The 18004-nt window shown below is 63.8% G+C and carries 17 protein-coding genes; 13 read left to right on the top strand and 4 right to left on the bottom strand.

The window, feature by feature from the left end; all coding sequences use genetic code 11:
- The first annotated feature begins 2 nt into the window (after positions 1–2).
- The 4 genes from PL79_RS17505 (at position 3) to PL79_RS17490 (ending at position 4277) form a co-directional block, all read left to right on the top strand.
- Complete coding sequence (locus PL79_RS17505) at positions 3–2735, top strand: lytic transglycosylase domain-containing protein (RefSeq protein WP_235879283.1); 2733 nt, start codon at positions 3–5, stop codon at positions 2733–2735.
- 135 nt (positions 2736–2870) lie between these two features.
- Entirely contained in the window at positions 2871–3446 is a 576-nt protein-coding gene (locus tag PL79_RS17500; protein ID WP_235879282.1) for a hypothetical protein, read from the top strand.
- Positions 3443–3997: a hypothetical protein gene (locus PL79_RS37185; protein ID WP_442861560.1), complete on the top strand. Its 555-nt coding sequence runs from the start codon at positions 3443–3445 to the stop codon at positions 3995–3997. Before PL79_RS17500 ends, PL79_RS37185 begins: the two co-directional genes overlap by 4 nt.
- A 28-nt stretch (positions 3998–4025) precedes the next feature.
- On the top strand, positions 4026–4277 hold the full coding sequence (locus PL79_RS17490; protein ID WP_044847630.1) for a PAAR domain-containing protein: 252 nt from the start codon (positions 4026–4028) through the stop codon (positions 4275–4277).
- A 148-nt stretch (positions 4278–4425) separates the two neighbouring features.
- Here PL79_RS17490 and PL79_RS17485 read toward each other — a convergent pair whose 3' ends face one another.
- From PL79_RS17485 to acs, 3 genes are all read right to left on the bottom strand, one after another.
- Positions 4426–6441: a sodium:solute symporter family protein gene (locus PL79_RS17485; protein ID WP_044847629.1), complete on the bottom strand. Its 2016-nt coding sequence runs from the start codon at positions 6439–6441 to the stop codon at positions 4426–4428.
- A gap of 3 nt (positions 6442–6444) precedes the next feature.
- Entirely contained in the window at positions 6445–6789 is a 345-nt protein-coding gene (locus tag PL79_RS17480) for a DUF4212 domain-containing protein (protein WP_044847628.1), read from the bottom strand.
- A gap of 94 nt (positions 6790–6883) precedes the next feature.
- Positions 6884–8866, bottom strand: coding sequence for an acetate--CoA ligase (acs, locus tag PL79_RS17475; RefSeq protein ID WP_135801083.1), 1983 nt, complete (start codon positions 8864–8866; stop codon positions 6884–6886).
- A gap of 328 nt (positions 8867–9194) precedes the next feature.
- On the opposite strand from acs, the gene PL79_RS17465 reads away from it, so the two are divergent.
- From PL79_RS17465 to PL79_RS17425, 9 genes are all read left to right on the top strand, one after another.
- Entirely contained in the window at positions 9195–10109 is a 915-nt protein-coding gene (locus tag PL79_RS17465) for a DMT family transporter (protein WP_044849004.1), read from the top strand.
- A gap of 113 nt (positions 10110–10222) precedes the next feature.
- On the top strand, positions 10223–10828 hold the full coding sequence (locus tag PL79_RS17460; RefSeq protein WP_044849003.1) for a TIGR00645 family protein: 606 nt from the start codon (positions 10223–10225) through the stop codon (positions 10826–10828).
- A 34-nt stretch (positions 10829–10862) separates the two neighbouring features.
- Positions 10863–12386 (top strand): fumarate hydratase, encoded by a 1524-nt coding sequence (locus PL79_RS17455; protein WP_044849002.1) that lies wholly within the window; start codon positions 10863–10865, stop codon positions 12384–12386.
- Positions 12387–12579: 193 nt separating this feature from the next.
- Positions 12580–13056: a bacterioferritin gene (gene bfr, locus PL79_RS17450; RefSeq protein WP_006482753.1), complete on the top strand. Its 477-nt coding sequence runs from the start codon at positions 12580–12582 to the stop codon at positions 13054–13056.
- 40 nt (positions 13057–13096) lie between these two features.
- Complete coding sequence (gene murI, locus PL79_RS17445) at positions 13097–13933, top strand: glutamate racemase (protein ID WP_235879281.1); 837 nt, start codon at positions 13097–13099, stop codon at positions 13931–13933.
- A gap of 161 nt (positions 13934–14094) precedes the next feature.
- The gene (locus tag PL79_RS17440) at positions 14095–14331 is read left to right on the top strand and encodes a (2Fe-2S)-binding protein (protein WP_011885486.1); all 237 of its coding nucleotides are present in this window, start codon (positions 14095–14097) and stop codon (positions 14329–14331) included.
- Between the two features lie 217 nt (positions 14332–14548).
- Positions 14549–15277, top strand: a complete 729-nt coding sequence (locus PL79_RS17435) for an energy transducer TonB (RefSeq protein WP_044849000.1) — start codon at positions 14549–14551, stop codon at positions 15275–15277.
- A 34-nt stretch (positions 15278–15311) separates the two neighbouring features.
- Complete coding sequence (locus PL79_RS17430) at positions 15312–16043, top strand: MotA/TolQ/ExbB proton channel family protein (RefSeq protein WP_044848999.1); 732 nt, start codon at positions 15312–15314, stop codon at positions 16041–16043.
- Positions 16044–16056: 13 nt separating this feature from the next.
- On the top strand, positions 16057–16485 hold the full coding sequence (locus tag PL79_RS17425) for an ExbD/TolR family protein (protein WP_044848998.1): 429 nt from the start codon (positions 16057–16059) through the stop codon (positions 16483–16485).
- A 464-nt stretch (positions 16486–16949) separates the two neighbouring features.
- Here PL79_RS17425 and PL79_RS17415 read toward each other — a convergent pair whose 3' ends face one another.
- Entirely contained in the window at positions 16950–17927 is a 978-nt protein-coding gene (locus PL79_RS17415) for a LysR family transcriptional regulator (RefSeq protein ID WP_044848996.1), read from the bottom strand.
- Between the last annotated feature and the right edge of the window lie 77 nt (positions 17928–18004).

Genomic DNA, 18004 nt, shown 5'->3' with positions numbered 1-18004 from the left:
ACATGAGCAATAGCCACCCTACCCCGAAGCCCATCGCGCCGGCCCGACCGGCGTCTCCCCCGAGCACACGTGCGGCATCACCTTACACACCGCTGAACTGGGCTTTTCCGTTCACGCCGGTCGGCAAGCACGACCCGGCCAACCCGATGACCTATATGAAGGCGTTGGCAGCCGCCGAGGACGGGTTCTATCCGTTGGGCGCGAACGGCATGTGGCACGGCGGCATCCACTTCGACCAGAACACGGCGACGCGATTGAAGCAAGGCGACGGGATCCGCGCGATCGCCGACGGTGACGTCGTCGCGTACCGGCTGGACAGCAAGTATCCGGAGCAGCGCTATCAGGACGGTCGACACGCGTTGTACTCGACGGGGTTCGTGTTGATCCGTCATCGATTGCAGTTGCCGCCTGTGCCCCCACCGCCGAAGGCGAACGCGGCGAAGGATTCCTCAACGCAGCCGACGACATCATCGACCACGCCCACGCCGCCAGCTCCGTCGGCGACTACGAACGCGACTGCGAGCAAGCCGGCACCGGACGAAACGCTGACGTTCTTCAGCCTGTACATGCATACGATGGACTGGAACACATACCGGTCTGCGGCTGAACAGGCGAAAGTCGCACCGGTCGGCCGGTCCGGGCCGAACATCGGACCGATGCCGTATTGGGAGGGCGATCGCTACTATGTCGTCGGCAACAAGGCAAACGACAAGCAGAACGCTCCGCGGCCGAAAGTGCCGGTATCGTCACTGCGCAAGACGATCAATCGCGACGTGCTCGGGGACTTCATCCAGAGCGATTTCAAGAAACTGCCGGAACCGGAAGAAAGCGACAAGGATGCGACGCCGCTCCCGCCCCCGATCACGGGTATCCGCATCCGCGATCTGCCGAGCGGCAAGATCATCGGCATTCTGCCGCGCGGGTCGGAGTTGACCATATCGGACACTGACGAACGGGCACAAGCGAAACCAGGCTGGGCGAAAATCAAGTCCATCAAGTCGGGCACGCCGGCCGCGGCGGTCGTCGGCGCGCCGGCGTCGCCGCACGCGCCGTACGGATACGTCTTCCTCGGGGAACTCGATCCGATCGTCGACCCGAAGCCGCTAGACGTGGTCGTCGTGCTGAAGCATCCATACAGGGTGAAGGCCGGCGACGTGATCGGCCGGCTCGGCCACTATCTGCGCTATCCGGATGCGAAGCTGCTGCCGCCGAAACCGAACCGGTCGCTGCTGCACCTCGAAGTATTTGCAGGCCCCGAACTCGAATCGTTCATCCAGAAGAGCCGTGATCGCGCAAAGCATCTGCCGGCGTCCAAAGCGTTGCTGGAAATCTCGCCTGGAGCGCAGTTGGTTACCCATTTGCCGGAGCCCGCTCACAAGCTGCAACCGGGCACCAAGCTCGTACCACTCGCCGCCGACGCAAAGGGAAAGTGGGTGAAGGTACAACCGAAAACGGCCGCCCCTGGACACGGCAATCGTCGCACGAAGCCGGTTTTCTACGACACCGGTACGCCTGTATGGGTCGACGGAAGCCTCGCCAATACGACCCTCACCACGATCGTGCCCGCCTGGAAGGACTTCCCGCTGAGCTTTTCGAGTGCGAAAGGCCCGGGAGCGGATTTCCGCGCCGTGTTTCGCACCGTCGATCTGGACAAGAACATCGCGCAGGACGACCAAGGGCGTCGCTGGTATTACGTGACGATCGGCACCAGGGACGGCGGCACGCGGGACGGATGGGTGTGCGAGCAGGATCATCCGCTCGTGCGCATGTGCGGGCCGTGGGACTGGCCGGGCTTCGAGCTGATCGACAACAGCAGCATCAAGCCGCTCGACATGCTCAAGCGTTACATCTACGTCGCCGAGCAGTTCCTGGTCGACGAAGACAAGACCGAATTCGAGACGAGCGCAGCGACGGTCAACAGCAGCCCGCTCATCGCGAAACTCGAAAAGGCGATCGACGCGAACCACGACGGGAAAGTGACCGCGCAGGAACTGAAGCACGCGCAGGAAACCCCGTGGACGGCGGAAGCCCTCTCCCACCTCGTCGTACGGGGCGAGAGCGAATGGGGCGGCGGCCTGGGCAAGTGGGAGGCGTTGTCTCCGCTCATGAAGAAGCTGTTATGGCTGTGGAAGACCGAAATCGAGCGGATCGGAAAATTGCAGTGGTGGGAGCAGGTCACCGGTGTGGAGGGGTTCCCGAAGGAGCCTATTCCGTGGCATTTTCATCCGATCGGGATTGTCGGCAATTTCATCGCCAAGCCTGTCACTGGCGAAAATCACTTCACGGAAGAAGACGCTAGGGACGCACTAAAATACATTTTCGACAAGTATGGACGTACTATCGCCGAGACGGTTGAGCGTATGTATCGGACGGAAACGAGGCACTTCCAATCGAGCCAATATCGCCGATGCGGAACAGGCGGCATGGAAGTGCATGGCCCAGCACCGTACTACGGATGGACTCCCGATTTTTACAGCGAACCGCCAATTGGAACATGGGCAGCCTTTGAAGGTGCCGGCCTCAGCGGCGTAGGCGGAAATGCGCAAGTTACGAATAAAAAGAAAGTGTTCGTCGCAGTTTCGTCAGTGCGCGTCGGCATGGAATTCAAGGCCAAGTACATCGTGCACTATAATGGAAATTACGCACGATGGTTTTCAACCGACGCAAATGCACAAGCGATTTACAGAAAAACACTCGAATCCATAACACCGCGAATCGTAAATTCATTTCAATGACCCCGCATGAGAATCGTTGACAAAATCGTAACACTCACTCTCCTCCTGATTATTTCATGCGGCGGCCGTGCCTCAGCTGATATCTGCAGAAGCGAATTAAGAGAGCTGGTCGTACCTCCACTTGAGCACGTTGCGATGAACAAGAAGGACATCCAAGCTGATATTGAGGATGTATCCGATGGAGTCTATAGCGTCCGACTATATGTCGCTGCGGACAGCCCCGACAATCTCGACAAGCAAGTGTCCATTGGCTGGATCAATTTGGATACAAATTCGATGAAGGCGTTGGATGTGACACGAGACCCCGAGCATCCAGACACACTGAAGGTTAATGCGGAAAAGTACCGAAAATTCATTTCAGATTGTATCCGCAAGCCATCGAAGGCAGCTTCGATCTGCAACGAATTCAATAATCAAGCCTCCAAGCTTGCTGTTGACATACCTCAATCGAAAAGCGGGATGGCAGTCATTGGAAGCGGTCGCCTTCAGTTCTATTCAGCACCAGATTACGCGTGCAAAACGCCAGGAGTTTTTATTTTGACTGGAGAATCCGTCGACGCGTACACTAGTTATCATGGATTCACGTTTGTCGCTTACCAAAACTCGAAGAAGACCAGCCCCGTTCGCGGCTGGGTAAGAAGTAGCCGACTGCGATCCAGCAGCCTTGACACTGACCGGCTGCAACCGGCTGTTAGCGAAACCACCAAATGATGGATCTCATCCACACCGATCACGGCGGCAAGGTCGAAACCGGCTCAAACACGATGCGTTTCGACGGCCGAAGTGCCATGCGCTTCTTGAGATTTATTATCCCGATCTTCTCGGCTTGCAGTGCCAACGCTTTTTCCAAGGGTGTCGATTTCACCATTGAAGACAAGGGACTGAGCGACGTTCGCGGGAAAGCAGTTTCAGCCGTTTCAAAAGACACATCGTTTTCACCATTCAAAAACTTGGGCTGCAAGCTTACCGGGAAAGAGATTTCGCTAACCTCACTCCCGATCCGCACATACTTTCTAACAACATCCAACGCTTGCGGCTGGGGAGCAGCCGTTGGTCCGATTTGGATTGTGGATGAATCGCATGGGAAGGTAATCCTGAGCACCGGAGGTTATGCCATTGAAGTTCGCCGGCGCACCAGGAATGGATTCCGGGATATTGACGTGAATTCCGAAATCGGCGGAAAACCGAAGAGCGCCCTTTACTCGTTTAAAGAGGGAAAATATATGCCATCAAAAGCCCATGGCAAGTCGAGGCACTACTGATGACCTTTTGGCGCACCCCCCTTCGACCATGATGAATCTGATTCGCATCGGCGACGACACCGACCACGGCGGCAAAGTCGAAACGGGCTCCACGACCATGCGTTTCGCTGGCCGCTACGTCGCCCGCAAGGGCGACCGCGTATCGTGCCCGCAGCATCCCGACGTCTCGCCCAACATCATTGAGGAAGGCGATTCATCGATGATGGACGAAGGCACCCCGATCGCGCGGCACGGCCATCGCGCGACGTGCGGCTGTCACCTGATTTCGAGTCTCACGTGACCGGCTCGACAAGTGTTGTTCGCACGACGTGAAGCGATCATCGCTGGATCTCTGCGTTGCTTGTCTTCGATCGCAGGCAAAAACATGACGCCGCTTGAATGCCCAGGAAATCAAGCGCCTTCGCTGTCGGTGCACCGAGATGCCCCCCTCACGGATGCCGAATGTAATCCACCAACGCCCGCGTATACTCATCCGGCTGCCGATCGAACAGGCTGACTGCGATCGCCACCGCGAACCCCGCCGGCACGCCGAACACGCCTGAACTGATCGGCTCGATCCCGAACCACGTCTGCCCGGCGAATCCGGTGAGCTGCGTGAAATACGGATACGTCGACACGATGTAGTACACACACACCGCGAGCCCCGTCACCATCCCGGCGATCGCACCGCGCGTCGTCGTCCGCTTCCAGAACACCCCAAGCACGAGCACCGGAAAGAAGCTCGACGCCGCGAGCGAAAACGCAGCCCCGACCAGAAACAGGATCTTCCCGGTATTGAGCGACGCGACATACGACGCGAACAGCGCGACACCGAGCAGCAAGACCTTCGAGATCGTCACGCGCCGCTGGCTCGACGCATCCGGCGCGACCATGCAGTAATAGACGTCGTGCGACAACGCATTCGCGATCGTCAGCAGCAACCCGTCCGCGGTCGACAGCGCAGCAGCCAGCGCACCGGCCGCGATCAACCCCGACACGACATACGGCAGCCCCGCGATCTCCGGCGCGGCGAGCACGACCATGTCAGGCTGCATCTGGATCTCGGACCAGTGCACGATGCCGTCGCGAACCACCTCGACGACGCTGATCAGGTCCGGCTCGAAGTGGTGCCACTGCGTGACCCACGCGGGCAATTCAGCGGTCGGCCGCCCGACGAGGTTGGTCAGAATCTCGTACTTGATCATCACCGCGAGCACCGGCACGCTCAGGTAGAACAGCGCGATGAAGAACAGCGTCCAGCCGACCGAACGCCGCGCGGATGCGACCGACGTCGTCGTGTTGTAGCGCGTGAGGATGTGCGGCAGGCTCGCGGTGCCGAGCGACAGGCACAGCAACAGCGCAAGGAAATTCCGCTCGCGCGGCTTGCGGTCGTCGTCGTTCGCCGCGGGAAACGGCTCGTGCATCGGCACGGGCGGCTCGGCGCGTGCCAGCAGGTCGTCGCGCGCCTGGGTCCAGGTCACGCGCGCCGCCGTCGGGTCGCGCGGAAAGTCCGCCAGCTCGCGCTCGCGCTGGTTGATCTCGCGCAGCGGCCCGTTGTGGCGCCGCAGGTCCGCGAGCTGGTCGACGAGTTGTCGGCGTGCATCCGCATACGATGCAGGCAAGCGATCGAGCTGCGCCTGCACGGCCGCCGCCTGCCGGCGATACGCATCGCGCACCTGCTGCTCCTCGGCCGCGTCGCGCAGCTGCGCCTCGCGCGCCGCCACGCGTTCCATCAGCTTGCCGTAATTGAACTGCGGCACCGGCCCGAGCCCGTTCTTCATCGCGATCAACGACACGGGAATCAGGATCGCGCTGATCAGGATGATGTACTGCGCGACCTGCGTCCACGTGACCGCGCGCATGCCGCCGAGAAACGAACACACGAGAATGCCCGCGAGCCCGCAGAAGATCCCGATCGCGAAATCGACGCCGATGAAGCGCGTCGCAATCAGCCCGATCCCCTGGATCTGCGCGACCAGATAGACGAACGAGCACAGGATCGCCGCGCCGGCCGCGAGCGCGCGCACGGCGGTGCTCGAAAAACGCGTGCCGAGGAAATCGGGAATCGTGTAGCGCGCGAGCTTGCGCACGTACGGCGCAAGCAGGAACGCAACGAGGCAGAACCCGCCGGTCCACCCCATCACGTACGCGAGCGCATCGTAGCCGGTTGCGTAGAGCGAGCCGGCAAGGCCGATGAACGACGCCGCCGACAGCCAGTCGGCCGCCGTCGCCATCCCGTTGAACGCGGATGGCACGCGCCGCCCGGCCACGTAGTATTCGACGAGGTCGGACGTGCGCGACAGCAGCCCGATCACCGCATACACGGCGATCGGCACGAACAGGAACACATAGCCGATCCACACGCCGGAGCCGGCCGCGCGCTCGATCCGCCACAGCAGCAGCACGAACCCGAGAAAGCCGAGTGTGTAAAGCGCGTACGCGCGAATCAGTCGATGCGTCAGCATGGATCAGCGCGCATGGTGCACATTGCCCGCGTGCGCGGCATGTTCGTCGTACGCGCGCCGCAGCATGCGGTCCGCGCGTTGCATCAAGCCGATGTAGACGACGATCAGCACGAGATACACGAGAATCGCGCCCTGCGCGCCGACATAGAACGGCAGGCTGAAACCGGCGAAGCGGATGCCCGCGAGCGCGGGCGCGAAGAACGGCACGACGAACGACACCGTGAAGCCGATCGCCATCAGCACCAGGATCAATGCGACGTTGAAGCGCCAATAGCGCGCATGCGCACGCGCAAGCGGCTCGGGAACGGGCGGCGGCGCAGCCGGCGCCGGACGGTGCGGAACGGTCATGCCGTTATTTAGCAAAAAGCCCCTGCGCGGGCAATCGGGATTGCCGCGCAGGGGCCCGTGCGCGCAACGTGCGCAACGTGCGCAACAGGCGCGATCAGCGCACTTCGGCGAGCTGCTCGAGGATCGCCGGGTTCTCGAGCGTGGACGTGTCCTGCGTGATCGCCTCGCCCTTCGCGAGCGAGCGCAACAGGCGCCGCATGATCTTGCCCGAGCGCGTCTTCGGCAGGTTGTCGCCGAAACGGATGTCCTTCGGTTTCGCGATCGGCCCGATCTGCTTGCCGACCCAGTCGCGCAGCGCCTTCGCGAGCGCCGCCGCTTCCTCGCCTTCCGGACGCGAGCGCTTGAGCACCACGAACGCGACCACCGCCTCGCCGGTCGTGTCGTCCGGACGCCCGACCACCGCCGCTTCCGCAACGAGCTCGTGCGAGACCAGCGCCGACTCGATCTCCATCGTGCCGAGCCGGTGGCCCGACACGTTCAGCACGTCGTCGATGCGGCCCATGATCGTGAAGTAGCCGGTGTCCTTGTCGCGCACCGTGCCGTCGCCGGCGAGATAGAGCGTGCCGCCGAGTTCTTCCGGGTAGTAACTCTTCCTGAAGCGCTCCGGGTCGCCCCAGATCGTGCGGATCATCGCCGGCCACGGACGCTTGACGACGAGAATGCCGCCTTGCCCGTTCGGCACGTCCTGGCCCGTCTCGTCGACCACCGCGGCCATGATGCCCGGCAGCGGCAGCGTGCACGAACCCGGCACCGTCGGCGTCGCGCCCGGCAGCGGCGTGATCATGTGGCCGCCGGTTTCGGTCTGCCACCACGTGTCGACGATCGGGCAGCGCTCCTGGCCGACATGCTTGTGGTACCACATCCACGCTTCCGGATTGATCGGCTCGCCGACCGTACCGATGATGCGCAGGCTCGACAGGTCGTAACTCTTCGGGTGGACCTTCTCGTCGGCCTCGGCGGCCTTGATCAGCGAACGGATCGCGGTCGGCGCGGTGTAGAACACCGTGACCTTGTGATCGCCGATCATCTTCCAGAAGCGGCCGGCGTCCGGATACGTCGGCACGCCCTCGAACACGACCTGCGTGCCGCCGCACGCGAGCGGGCCGTACGTGATGTACGTGTGGCCGGTGACCCAGCCGATGTCGGCCGTGCACCAGAACACGTCGGTGGGCTTCCAGTCGAAGGTCCACTTCATCGTCTGCGCGGCCCACAGCAGGTAGCCGCCGGTGCTGTGCTGCACGCCCTTCGGCTTGCCGGTCGAGCCCGACGTATACAGGATGAACAGCGGATGCTCGGCGCCGACCCATTCCGGCGCGCAGGTGTCGGACTCGCCGTCGGCGATCTCGTGCATCCACAGGTCGCGTTCGGCATGCCAGTCGATCTTGCCGCCGGTGCGGCGATAGACGATCACGCTCTTGACCGCTTCGCAGCCGCCCATCGCGAGCGCTTCGTCGGCGATGCTCTTGAGCGGCAGCGTCTTGCCGCCGCGCGCCTGCTCGTCGGCGGTGATGAGCGCAACGGCGCCGACGTCGACGAGCCGCTCGTTGAGCGATTTCGCGGAGAAGCCGCCGAACACGACCGAGTGCGTGGCGCCGATGCGCGCGCAGGCCTGCATCGCGACGATGCCTTCGATCGACATCGGAATATAGATGATGACGCGATCGCCCTTGCCGATCCCGCGTTTCTTCAGCGCGTTCGCGAAGCGCGACACGCGTGCCAGCAGCTCGGCATAGGTGACGCGCGTGACGGTGCCGTCGTCGGCCTCGAAGATCACGGCGATGCGCTCGCCGTTGCCGGCTTCGACGTGGCGGTCGAGGCAGTTGTACGACGCGTTGAGTTCGCCGTCGTCGAACCACTTGTAGAACGGCGCGTCGCTCTCGTCGAGCACCTTCGTGAACGGCTTGTGCCAGCTGAGGCCCTCTCGCGCGAGACGCGCCCAGAAGCCTTCGTAATCCTGCTCGGCCTCGGCGGCCAGCGCGCGGTAGGCCGGCATGCCGGAGATGTTGGCCGCCTTCTCGAGCGCCGCGGGCGGCGCAAACTGACGGGTTTCGTGAAGAACCGATTCAATCGCAGACATCGACAACCCCTTGGTGAACATGAATCCTCTGCATGGCGGCGCGATCATGCGCGCCGCGCGTCTTGGCCGGCGCATGTGCGCCGCTGTCTCCCACCCACCCGCGCGCGGCCCGGAGGCTGCGCACGATGCTGCGCCGCACCACGTCATGCGACGATGGACGTACGGCCCGGCGATATCCACGATAAGCGCTCGAACTTACCCGTCACTTACGCGGCGTCACCGTTTCGCACGCCAGCGCCGCCGTGCGGTCGGCTGCATGACAGCCGGCTTTACGCTGTTACAAACGCGACCCTACAATCCTAACTGAACTCGCCCCCCGGACTCCAGCTTGAATCGCTACGCCCTCTTCCTCATCCTGTCGATGCTGTTCGTCGGCAGCAACGTCGGTATCGGTAAATCCATCGTCGTCTTCGTCCCGGTCGCCATCCTTGCCACGCTGCGCTTCGTGATCGCGATCGCCGTGCTGTGGCCGCTGTTCAGCCCGGTGAAGATGCGCGCGGTCCGGCGTGCGGAATGGCTGAACCTGTTCCTGCAGGCATTCTTCGGCACCTTCATGTTTACGCTGCTGATGCTCAACGGCGTGCAGCGCACGAGCGCGGTCGCGGCCGGCGTGATCACGAGCACGATCCCCGCCATCGTCGCGCTGTTCGCGTGGCTGATCCTGCGGGAAAAACCGAACGGCCGTGCGCTCGTGTCGATCGCGCTCGCGATCGCCGGCGTCGTGACGATCAACCTCGCCAACGGCAGCGCAGGCAGCACGTCCGCGCACGGAGCCGGCACGTCGTCCGGCTCGCTGACCGGCAACCTCCTGATCCTCGGTGCCGTGTGCTGCGAATCGATCTACGTGATCCTGTCGCGCCGGCTCACGCAGACGCTCGCGCCGATCGACATCTGCGCGTACACGCACCTGTTCGGCCTGTGCCTGATGCTGCCGCTCGGCGCGACGGCGCTGTGGCATTTCGATTACGCGAGCGTGCCGGCCGGTACGTGGGCACTCGTCGTCTGGTACGGGCTGTCGGCCAGCATCTTCTCGTTCTGGCTGTGGATGAAGGGCATCCGGCACGTGCCGGGCAGTCTCGCCGGCGTGTTCAGCGCGGTGCTGCCGGTCGCCGCCGCCGCGTACGGCATCGCGTTCCTCGGTGAGCGCCCGACGCTCGCGCACGGCATCGCGCTCGCGTGCGTCGTGACCGGCATCGTGCTCGCGAGCCTGCGCGTGAAGCGCGTGCCGGCCGCCGCATCCTGATCCGTCCCCGGCAGCGCCGGCGCGTCGCTGCAGTCGCGCCGGCCGACGCGTTACAATAGCGCGCCTTTTCAAGATTACCCCCGATACCTGCGCACAGCGCCCGTACCACCATCATGTCTGCCCCGCATTCGCCCGGCTCCACCCGTCGTCCCCTGCGCCCGCTGCCCGCGCTGATCTTCATGAGCCGCTGGCTCCAGGTTCCGCTTTATCTGGGCCTGATCGTCGCGCAGGCCGTCTATGTATTCCTGTTCCTGAAGGAAGTCTGGCACCTGCTGTCGCACGCGAGCTCCCTCGACGAGATCAGCGTGATGCTCGCGGTGCTCGGCCTGATCGACGTCGTGATGATTTCGAACCTGCTGATCATGGTGATCGTCGGCGGCTACGAGACGTTCGTGTCGCGCCTCGGCATCGAGGGCCATCCCGACGAGCCCGAGTGGCTCGACCATGTGAACGCGGGCGTGCTGAAGGTCAAGCTGTCGATGGCGCTGATCAGCATTTCGTCGATCCACCTGCTGAAGACCTTCATCAACCCCGATCAGCACACGACGCACGCGATCATGTGGCAGGTGCTCATCCACGTGTCGTTCCTCGTGTCGGCGCTCGTGATGGCGTGGGTCGACCGCCTGACGACCCACACGCACCCGGCCCATTTCCACGAGACGCATGCGCCGGCGCCGGCCGCGTCCCGCAAATCGGTCGAACCTGCCGTCCACGCATAAACGTATTCCCCACAGTCCCCACAGAGTCTCAGCCATGACCGTCATCAAACAGGAAGACCTGATCCAGAGCATCGCGGATTCGCTGCAGTACATCAGCTACTACCACCCGCTCGACTACATCCAGGCCCTCGGCCGCGCGTACGAGCTGGAAGAGAGCCCGGCCGCGAAGGACGCGATCGCGCAGATCCTCACGAACAGCCGCATGTGCGCGGAGGGCAAGCGCCCGATCTGCCAGGACACCGGCATCGTCACGATCTTCGTGAAGGTCGGCATGGACGTGCGCTGGGACGGCGCGACGATGGGCCTCACCGACATGATCAACGAAGGCGTACGCCGCGGTTACACGCACCCGGACAACGTGCTGCGCGCGTCGATCGTCAATCCGCCGGAAGGCGCCCGCAAGAATACGAAGGACAACACGCCGGCCGTGATCCACTACGAGATCGTGCCGGGCGACAAGGTCGACGTTCAGGTCGCGGCGAAGGGCGGCGGCTCGGAGAACAAGTCGAAGTTCGTGATGCTGAACCCGTCCGACTCGATCGTCGACTGGGTGCTGAAGACGGTCCCGACGATGGGCGCGGGCTGGTGCCCGCCGGGCATGCTCGGGATCGGCATCGGCGGCACTGCCGAGAAGGCGATGCTGATGGCGAAGGAATCGCTGATGGAGCCGATCGACATCCAGGAAATCATCGCGCGCGGCCCGAAGGACTGGGTCGAGGAGCTGCGCGTCGAACTGCACGAGAAGGTCAACGCGCTCGGCATCGGCGCGCAGGGCCTCGGCGGCCTCGCGACCGTGCTCGACGTGAAGATCATGGCTGCTCCGACGCACGCGGCATCGAAGCCGGTCGCGCTGATCCCGAACTGCGCGGCGACCCGCCACGCACACTTCGTGCTCGACGGTTCGGGCCCGGCCAAGCTTGAAGCACCGTCGCTCGACGCCTGGCCGAAGGTCCAGTGGGAACCGAACACGGAAACCAGCAAGCGCGTCGACCTGAACACGCTGACGCCGGAAGAAGTGGCGAGCTGGACGCCGGGCCAGACGCTGCTGCTGTCGGGCAAGATGCTCACGGGCCGCGACGCCGCGCACAAGCGCATCGCCGACATGCTGGCGAAGGGCGAGAAGCTGCCGGTCGACTTCACGAACCGCGTGATCTACTACGTCGGCCCGGTCGATCCGGTGCGTGACGAAGTGGTCGGCCCGGCAGGTCCGACGACGGCCACGCGGATGGACAAGTTCACCGAGACGATGCTCGCCCAGACGGGCCTGATCTCGATGGTCGGCAAGGCCGAACGCGGCCCGGTCGCGATCGACGCGATCAAGAAGCACAAGGCGGCCTACCTGATGGCGGTCGGCAGCGCCGCTTACCTCGTGTCGAAGGCGATCCGCGGCGCGAAGGTGCTCGCGTTCGAAGACCTCGGCATGGAAGCGATCTACGAATTCGACGTGCAGGACATGCCGGTGACGGTGGCCGTCGACTCGTCGGGCACGTCGGTGCACCAGACCGGTCCGAAGGAGTGGCAGGCGAAGATCGGCAAGATCCCGGTCGCAACCGCTTAAGCGCACTCGCACGAAAGGCCGGACGACGATCCGGCCTTTTTACTTCTCATTCTCATTATTGTGCGCGGCCGGTGCTTCGACGCTGATTCTCATTCCCGGCAAAAGGCAGGCCCGGCAAGGCTCCGAGGCTTGGCTTTTCCCGTTCGAGCGATTATCGTTCGGTTTCTGAAGCCTCACTGAACAAGGAACAGCCATGCAAGGCGACAAGAAAGTCATCGAATACCTGAACGCCCAACTGAAGAACGAACTCACGGCGATCAACCAGTACTTCCTGCATGCGCGCATGTACAAGCACTGGGGCCTCGACAAGCTCGGCAAGCACGAATACGACGAATCGATCGGCGAAATGAAGCACGCCGACTGGCTGATCGAGCGCGTGTTCATGCTCGACGGCCTGCCGAACCTGCAGGATCTGCACAAGCTGCTGGTCGGCGAGGAAACCGAAGAGATCCTGAAGTGCGACCTGAAGCTCGAGCAGATCTCGCAGTCGACGTGCAAGGAAGCGATCGCTTACTGCGAATCGGTGCGTGACTACGTGTCGCGCGAGATCTTCGAAAAGATCCTCGACGACACCGAAGAGCACATCGACTGGCTGGAAACGCAGATCGACCTGATCGGCAAGGTCGGCCTGCAGAACTACCAGCAGACGATGATGGGTTCGCCCGAGTAATCGTCCCCCCCTCGATCGCCACCTCGCCTTCAGCATGACGATGACGAACCACCCCGCCGCCCCCGTCGGCATCTTCGATTCCGGGCTCGGCGGCCTGTCGGTGCTGCGCGCCGTGCGCGCGCACCTGCCCGGCGAGTCGTTCGTCTACGTCGCCGATTCGCACCATGCACCGTACGGTCCGCGCGACGAGGCGTTCATTACGGAGCGTACGCTCGCCATCGGCGAGTGGCTCGCCCGCGAAGGGGCGAAAGCGCTCGTGATCGCATGCAACACGGCAACGGCGCGGGCGATCGCGGCCATCCGCGAACGCCTCGCGATACCGCTCGTCGGTGTCGAGCCGGGCATCAAACCGGCCGCGGCCGTGTCCGCGACCGGTATCGCGGGCGTGCTCGCCACGCAATCGACGCTAAACAGCCCGCGCTTCCAGGCGCTGCTCGACCGTTACGGCGCGGGCCGCCGCTTCATCTGCCAGCCCGGCCACGGGCTCGTCGAAGCGATCGAACGCGGCGACACGAACTCGCCCGCGTTGCGTGCGTTGCTCGAGCGTTACCTGCAGCCGATGCTCGACGACGGCGCCGATACGCTGGTGCTCGGCTGCACGCACTACCCGTTCTTCACGGAAACGATTCGTGACCTTGTCGGCGACCGCCTGACGATCGTCGACACGAGCGACGCGATCGCCCGCCAGCTCACGCGCGTGCTCGACGAACGCGGCCTGCGCGCGCCGGCCGGCACGCGTGCCGCGCCGCCGCGCTTCTGCTCGACGAGCGACGGCCTGCAACTGCGCGCGCTCGCGTCGTCGCTGCTCGGCCTCGACGTTCCGATCGAATCCGTCACCATTGCCTCGCCGAACGCGCGCGCCTGCGCGACCGCCTGAAGCGGGCCGGCATGCCGCCGGTTCGCCCTCTCCCGCCGCGGCTGCGCCGCATCCTCCATTTCAAGGGTCCGATGACCTTAAAAAAAGCCGAACCCAGGCTTGTCAACGCCCGCAAATTTAATGATAATAATTCGCATTAACGTTAGCTATCGCAACTCATCATGATCGTCTGCGTGTGCAAGTCTGTTTCCGATCGCAAGATTCGCGCGTCCCTCGCCGAGGGCGTGAGTTCCTTCGATGAACTCCAGTTCGAGCTCGGCGTGGCCACGTGCTGCGGCAAGTGCGAGGAGTCCGTACGCGACCTCATGGCCGAGCAAGGCGTCTGCGCGAGCCGGTGCGGCGTCGAGCACCACGCTCACCCGATCCCGGTCACGTTCTACGATCGCAAGGCCGCCTGAGCGGCGCCGAGCGTACGCACGCGGCTGCGGCCGCATTTGATGTCCGACCGTCAGCAAGCCATCTTCCGCGCGAGCCAGCGGCTTACCTGCCAAGGAGCCTGTCATGGAATTGCTGATCGGATTTGTGACCACCGTGTGCATCTCGCTGCTGATCTTCCGCAAGTAACACCGATTCACCCGCCGCGCCCCGGGTGCGACGTCGTCCTTTCAAGCTAACATGCAGGCTTCGCAATCCGCTCCTGCCGGCGTCCTGCCGGCTGCCCCACGTATGAATCCCCGGGTCATCACCGTCGCGGTCGGTGTGCTTGCCGCACACGCGATCATGCTGGCGGCCGCCTGGCTCCATCGCAACGCGCCGCCGCCGAAAGAGATCGAGGTCCAGTCGATCACCGCGCAACTCATCCCGCCTGCGCCTGCCGCTCAACCGGTCGCGGTCCAATCGGCCGCGCAGCCCGCGCCGCCGAAGCCCGTGCCGCGCGAGAAGCCCAAGGTCGAGCCGAAGCCCGTGCAGAAGGCGGTCAAGCCGACGCCTCAGCCGGTCGCGCAATCCCCGTCGCCGACGCCCGCGCCGGCGGCTGCCGATCCGACACCCGCTCCCGCCGCGCCTGCTCCTGCCGCGCCGGCCGCCGCACCCGGCCCGGCTCGCGAGACGATGCAGGTCAGCGCGCCGAAGAACGTATCGGCACTCAGCTGCAATTTCGTGAAGCCCACCTATCCGTCGATGTCGCGCCGCCGCGGCGAAACGGGCACGGCTTATGTTCACTTCATCATCGGCGTGACGGGCAAGATCGAAAGCGTCCAGTTGCAGAAGAGCAGCGGCTATCCGCGTCTCGACGAAGCCGCGCTCGATGCGACGCGCGCCAGCACCTGTCCGCCGTACATCGAGAACGGGCAAGCGATTCGCGCCGCCCATACGCTGCCCTTCAACTTCACGCTCGACGATTAACCCGCCTCATTCGGAAGATTCAAAGGAAACAAAAATGCAAAGCTACGGTATCGCGCACGTCTGGGCGCAAGGTGATTTCGTCACGCGCGCCATCGCGATCACGCTGCTCGTGATGTCGGTTCTGTCGTGGATCGTGATCATCGTCAAGGGCTGGAACGTGGTTCGCCTGAACCGTCTCACGAAGAATGCCGAGCAGGCGTTCTGGCATTCGGACGACTTCGACGACGGCATCAAGAAGCTCGGCCTCGCCGCATCGACGCCGAGCGACAACCCGTTCCTCGCGCTCGCGCTGTCGGGCAAGGAAGCCGCCGATCACCACCATCAGACGCAACCGCACCTGCACGACCGCATGGACGTGTCGGACTGGGTCACGCGCTGCCTGAAGGACACGATGGACGAAGGCATCTCGCGCATGCAGGCCGGTCTCGCGATTCTCGCGTCGATCGGCAGCACGGCGCCGTTCGTCGGCCTGTTCGGCACGGTCTGGGGCATCTACCACGCGCTGCTGGCGATCGGCGCAACCGGCCAGACGTCGATCGACCAGGTCGCGGGCCCGGTCGGCGAATCGCTGATCATGACGGCCTTCGGCCTGTTCGTCGCGATTCCCGCGGTGCTCGGCTACAACGCACTGACCCGCGCGAACAAGGGTGTCGTCAGCAAGCTGCGCCGCTTCGCGCACGGTCTGCACGCGTACTTCGTGACGGGTGCGCGCCTCGCATCGTCGTCGCCCCGCGACGGCCTGCGCCTTGCTTCGCGCGCCAGCTGAGACGGGGTGAACCATGGCAATGAACACCGGCTTCAGCGATGACGACGACGATGGCGTGATGAGCGAGATCAACATGACGCCGCTCGTCGACGTCATGCTCGTACTCCTGATCATTTTCCTCGTGACGATCCCGGCGATGCAGCATGCGGTGAAGATCGACCTGCCGCACGCGAGCAGCCAGCCCGTCGACGAAAAGCCGCAGACCGTCGACGTCGCGATCCAGGGCAACGGTACGATCCTGTGGAACGAACAGACGGTCACGCGCGAGCAACTGCAGGCGCACATCGCGGAAGCGGCACAGCATCAGCCGCAACCGGAGTTGCACCTGCGTGCCGATCGCAAGGTTGCCTATGAACGGGTGGCCGAAGTGATGTCCGATGCGCAGGCCGGCGGCCTGACGAAGCTCGGCTTCGTGACGGAGCCGACTGCGAAGGCGAAGTAACGCACGCGCGTTTCGCGCGTCGCCGAATGGCTGGGTCGTAGCGCTTCACCGGTTTCGCGTGGCTGGCCGCACCTGGCTGGCGACGCCTCGCCGGCCACACCTAGCCGGCCACACCTAGCCGGCAGCGCCTAGCCGGCCGCACACAAAGTAAAAGGCCTTCATCGCCAGATGAAGGCCTTTTTTCATGCGCACGCGGGCGCCTTCGGGCGGCGGGCTCTTCGGCGGTATCGGTTGCGCCTCGAGCAACGCAAATGCGGCTACCGTGGTCTGCACGGACTGCGCGTTCTGCCCTATCTGGCTCGCAATATATGCGGCCACCTGATTCCGCTCAGAACTTCCTTCGCGAAATGGGATTTCAATATAGGCCTGCCCGCGGATGCATTCAAGGTCCCGGCGATTGAAACTTGCGATTGCAGGCGGCGCTTCAATGACAAAACAAATTTGCCACGCCGCGCATCTTGCATTCAGGTGGCCGAAGCATCGGCCGCCGCCGCATCCTTCTTCGCGCGCTCGGGACAGCCCGGCTGCTTGTATTCGCCGTGGTCGAGCTTCTCGACCAGATAGTCGACGAACGCGCGCACCGCGGGCGGCATCCCCTGCCGCGACACGAACACCGCGTAGAGCTGCGGCACCGGCAGCGTCCAGCCCGGCATCACCGGCGACAACTGCCCCGCGCGCAATGCATTGCCGTACATCATCTCGGGCAGCGCCGCGATGCCGAGGCCGTCGAGCACGGCCTCGCGGATCGTCATCAGGTCGGCCGTCACGAGCCGCGGATCGTGCTCGTGCAAATGACGCGAGCCATCCGGTGCGATCAGGCTGAACACGTGCCGCCCGTCGACGCTCGGCGTATCGAGCGTCTCGAAATGGGCCAGATCGTCCGGCACGAGCGGCGGCGCATTCTGGTTCAGCAGGCTCGGCGCGCCGACCAGCATCTGCTCGGTCCGCCACAGCGGCCGCACGACGATGTTCGCGTTCTGCGGCGGCTCCGAGCGCACGCGCAACGCGACGTCGATCGAATCCTCGAACAGGTCGATCACGCGGTTGGTCACACGGATGTGCACCTTGACCTCGGGATAGCGGTGCAGGAATTCGGGAAGGATGCGCGACAGCATCGTCTGCGACAGGGTAACGGGGACGCTCACGCGCACCGAGCCGCGCGGCGACGCGCGCAGCTGCTGCACGGCGTTCATCGCGGCCTGGGCCTCGGCGAGCATCGCCTGGCAATGCTGGTAGAACAGTTCCCCCGCCTCGGTCAGCGCGAGCTTGCGCGTCGAGCGCTGCAGCAGGCGCACGCCGAGCGCCGCCTCGAGTTCGGTCAGGCGCCGCGACAGGCGTGATTTCGAGATGCCCAGCACGCGTTCCGCCGCCGAGAAACCGCCGTGTTCGACGACCTGCGAAAAGTACATGAGGTCGTTCAGGTTGTGTGCATCGATGTTCATGTCATCGTTCCAATTTCAGAACAATCCATTGCGAACCGCCGCAAATCGGCCGGTAAAACGCCCAATATAATAGCGCT

Origin of the sequence: Burkholderia sp. USMB20 (assembly GCF_000949135.2) — a bacterium.
Lineage (GTDB): Bacteria > Pseudomonadota > Gammaproteobacteria > Burkholderiales > Burkholderiaceae > Burkholderia.
The sequence above is the reverse complement of the archived record's forward strand: the minus strand, read 5'-3'. Positions and strand labels throughout refer to the sequence as shown.

What these genes read in the sequence shown, in the direction of transcription:
- PL79_RS17455 (WP_044849002.1), top strand. Translation starts at nt 10,863, where the DNA reads ATGACCGTCATCAAACAGGAAGACCTGATCCAGAGCATCGCGGATTCG.
- PL79_RS17505 (WP_235879283.1), top strand. Translation starts at nt 3, where the DNA reads ATGAGCAATAGCCACCCTACCCCGAAGCCCATCGCGCCGGCCCGACCG.
- bfr (WP_006482753.1), top strand. Translation starts at nt 12,580, where the DNA reads ATGCAAGGCGACAAGAAAGTCATCGAATACCTGAACGCCCAACTGAAG.
- PL79_RS17480 (WP_044847628.1), bottom strand. Translation starts at nt 6,789, where the DNA reads ATGACCGTTCCGCACCGTCCGGCGCCGGCTGCGCCGCCGCCCGTTCCC.
- PL79_RS17440 (WP_011885486.1), top strand. Translation starts at nt 14,095, where the DNA reads ATGATCGTCTGCGTGTGCAAGTCTGTTTCCGATCGCAAGATTCGCGCG.
- PL79_RS17415 (WP_044848996.1), bottom strand. Translation starts at nt 17,927, where the DNA reads ATGAACATCGATGCACACAACCTGAACGACCTCATGTACTTTTCGCAG.
- PL79_RS17485 (WP_044847629.1), bottom strand. Translation starts at nt 6,441, where the DNA reads ATGCTGACGCATCGACTGATTCGCGCGTACGCGCTTTACACACTCGGC.
- PL79_RS17430 (WP_044848999.1), top strand. Translation starts at nt 15,312, where the DNA reads ATGCAAAGCTACGGTATCGCGCACGTCTGGGCGCAAGGTGATTTCGTC.
- acs (WP_135801083.1), bottom strand. Translation starts at nt 8,866, where the DNA reads ATGTCTGCGATTGAATCGGTTCTTCACGAAACCCGTCAGTTTGCGCCG.
- PL79_RS17460 (WP_044849003.1), top strand. Translation starts at nt 10,223, where the DNA reads ATGTCTGCCCCGCATTCGCCCGGCTCCACCCGTCGTCCCCTGCGCCCG.
- PL79_RS37185 (WP_442861560.1), top strand. Translation starts at nt 3,443, where the DNA reads ATGATGGATCTCATCCACACCGATCACGGCGGCAAGGTCGAAACCGGC.
- PL79_RS17500 (WP_235879282.1), top strand. Translation starts at nt 2,871, where the DNA reads ATGAACAAGAAGGACATCCAAGCTGATATTGAGGATGTATCCGATGGA.
- PL79_RS17435 (WP_044849000.1), top strand. Translation starts at nt 14,549, where the DNA reads ATGCAGGCTTCGCAATCCGCTCCTGCCGGCGTCCTGCCGGCTGCCCCA.
- murI (WP_235879281.1), top strand. Translation starts at nt 13,097, where the DNA reads ATGACGAACCACCCCGCCGCCCCCGTCGGCATCTTCGATTCCGGGCTC.
- PL79_RS17425 (WP_044848998.1), top strand. Translation starts at nt 16,057, where the DNA reads ATGGCAATGAACACCGGCTTCAGCGATGACGACGACGATGGCGTGATG.
- PL79_RS17490 (WP_044847630.1), top strand. Translation starts at nt 4,026, where the DNA reads ATGATGAATCTGATTCGCATCGGCGACGACACCGACCACGGCGGCAAA.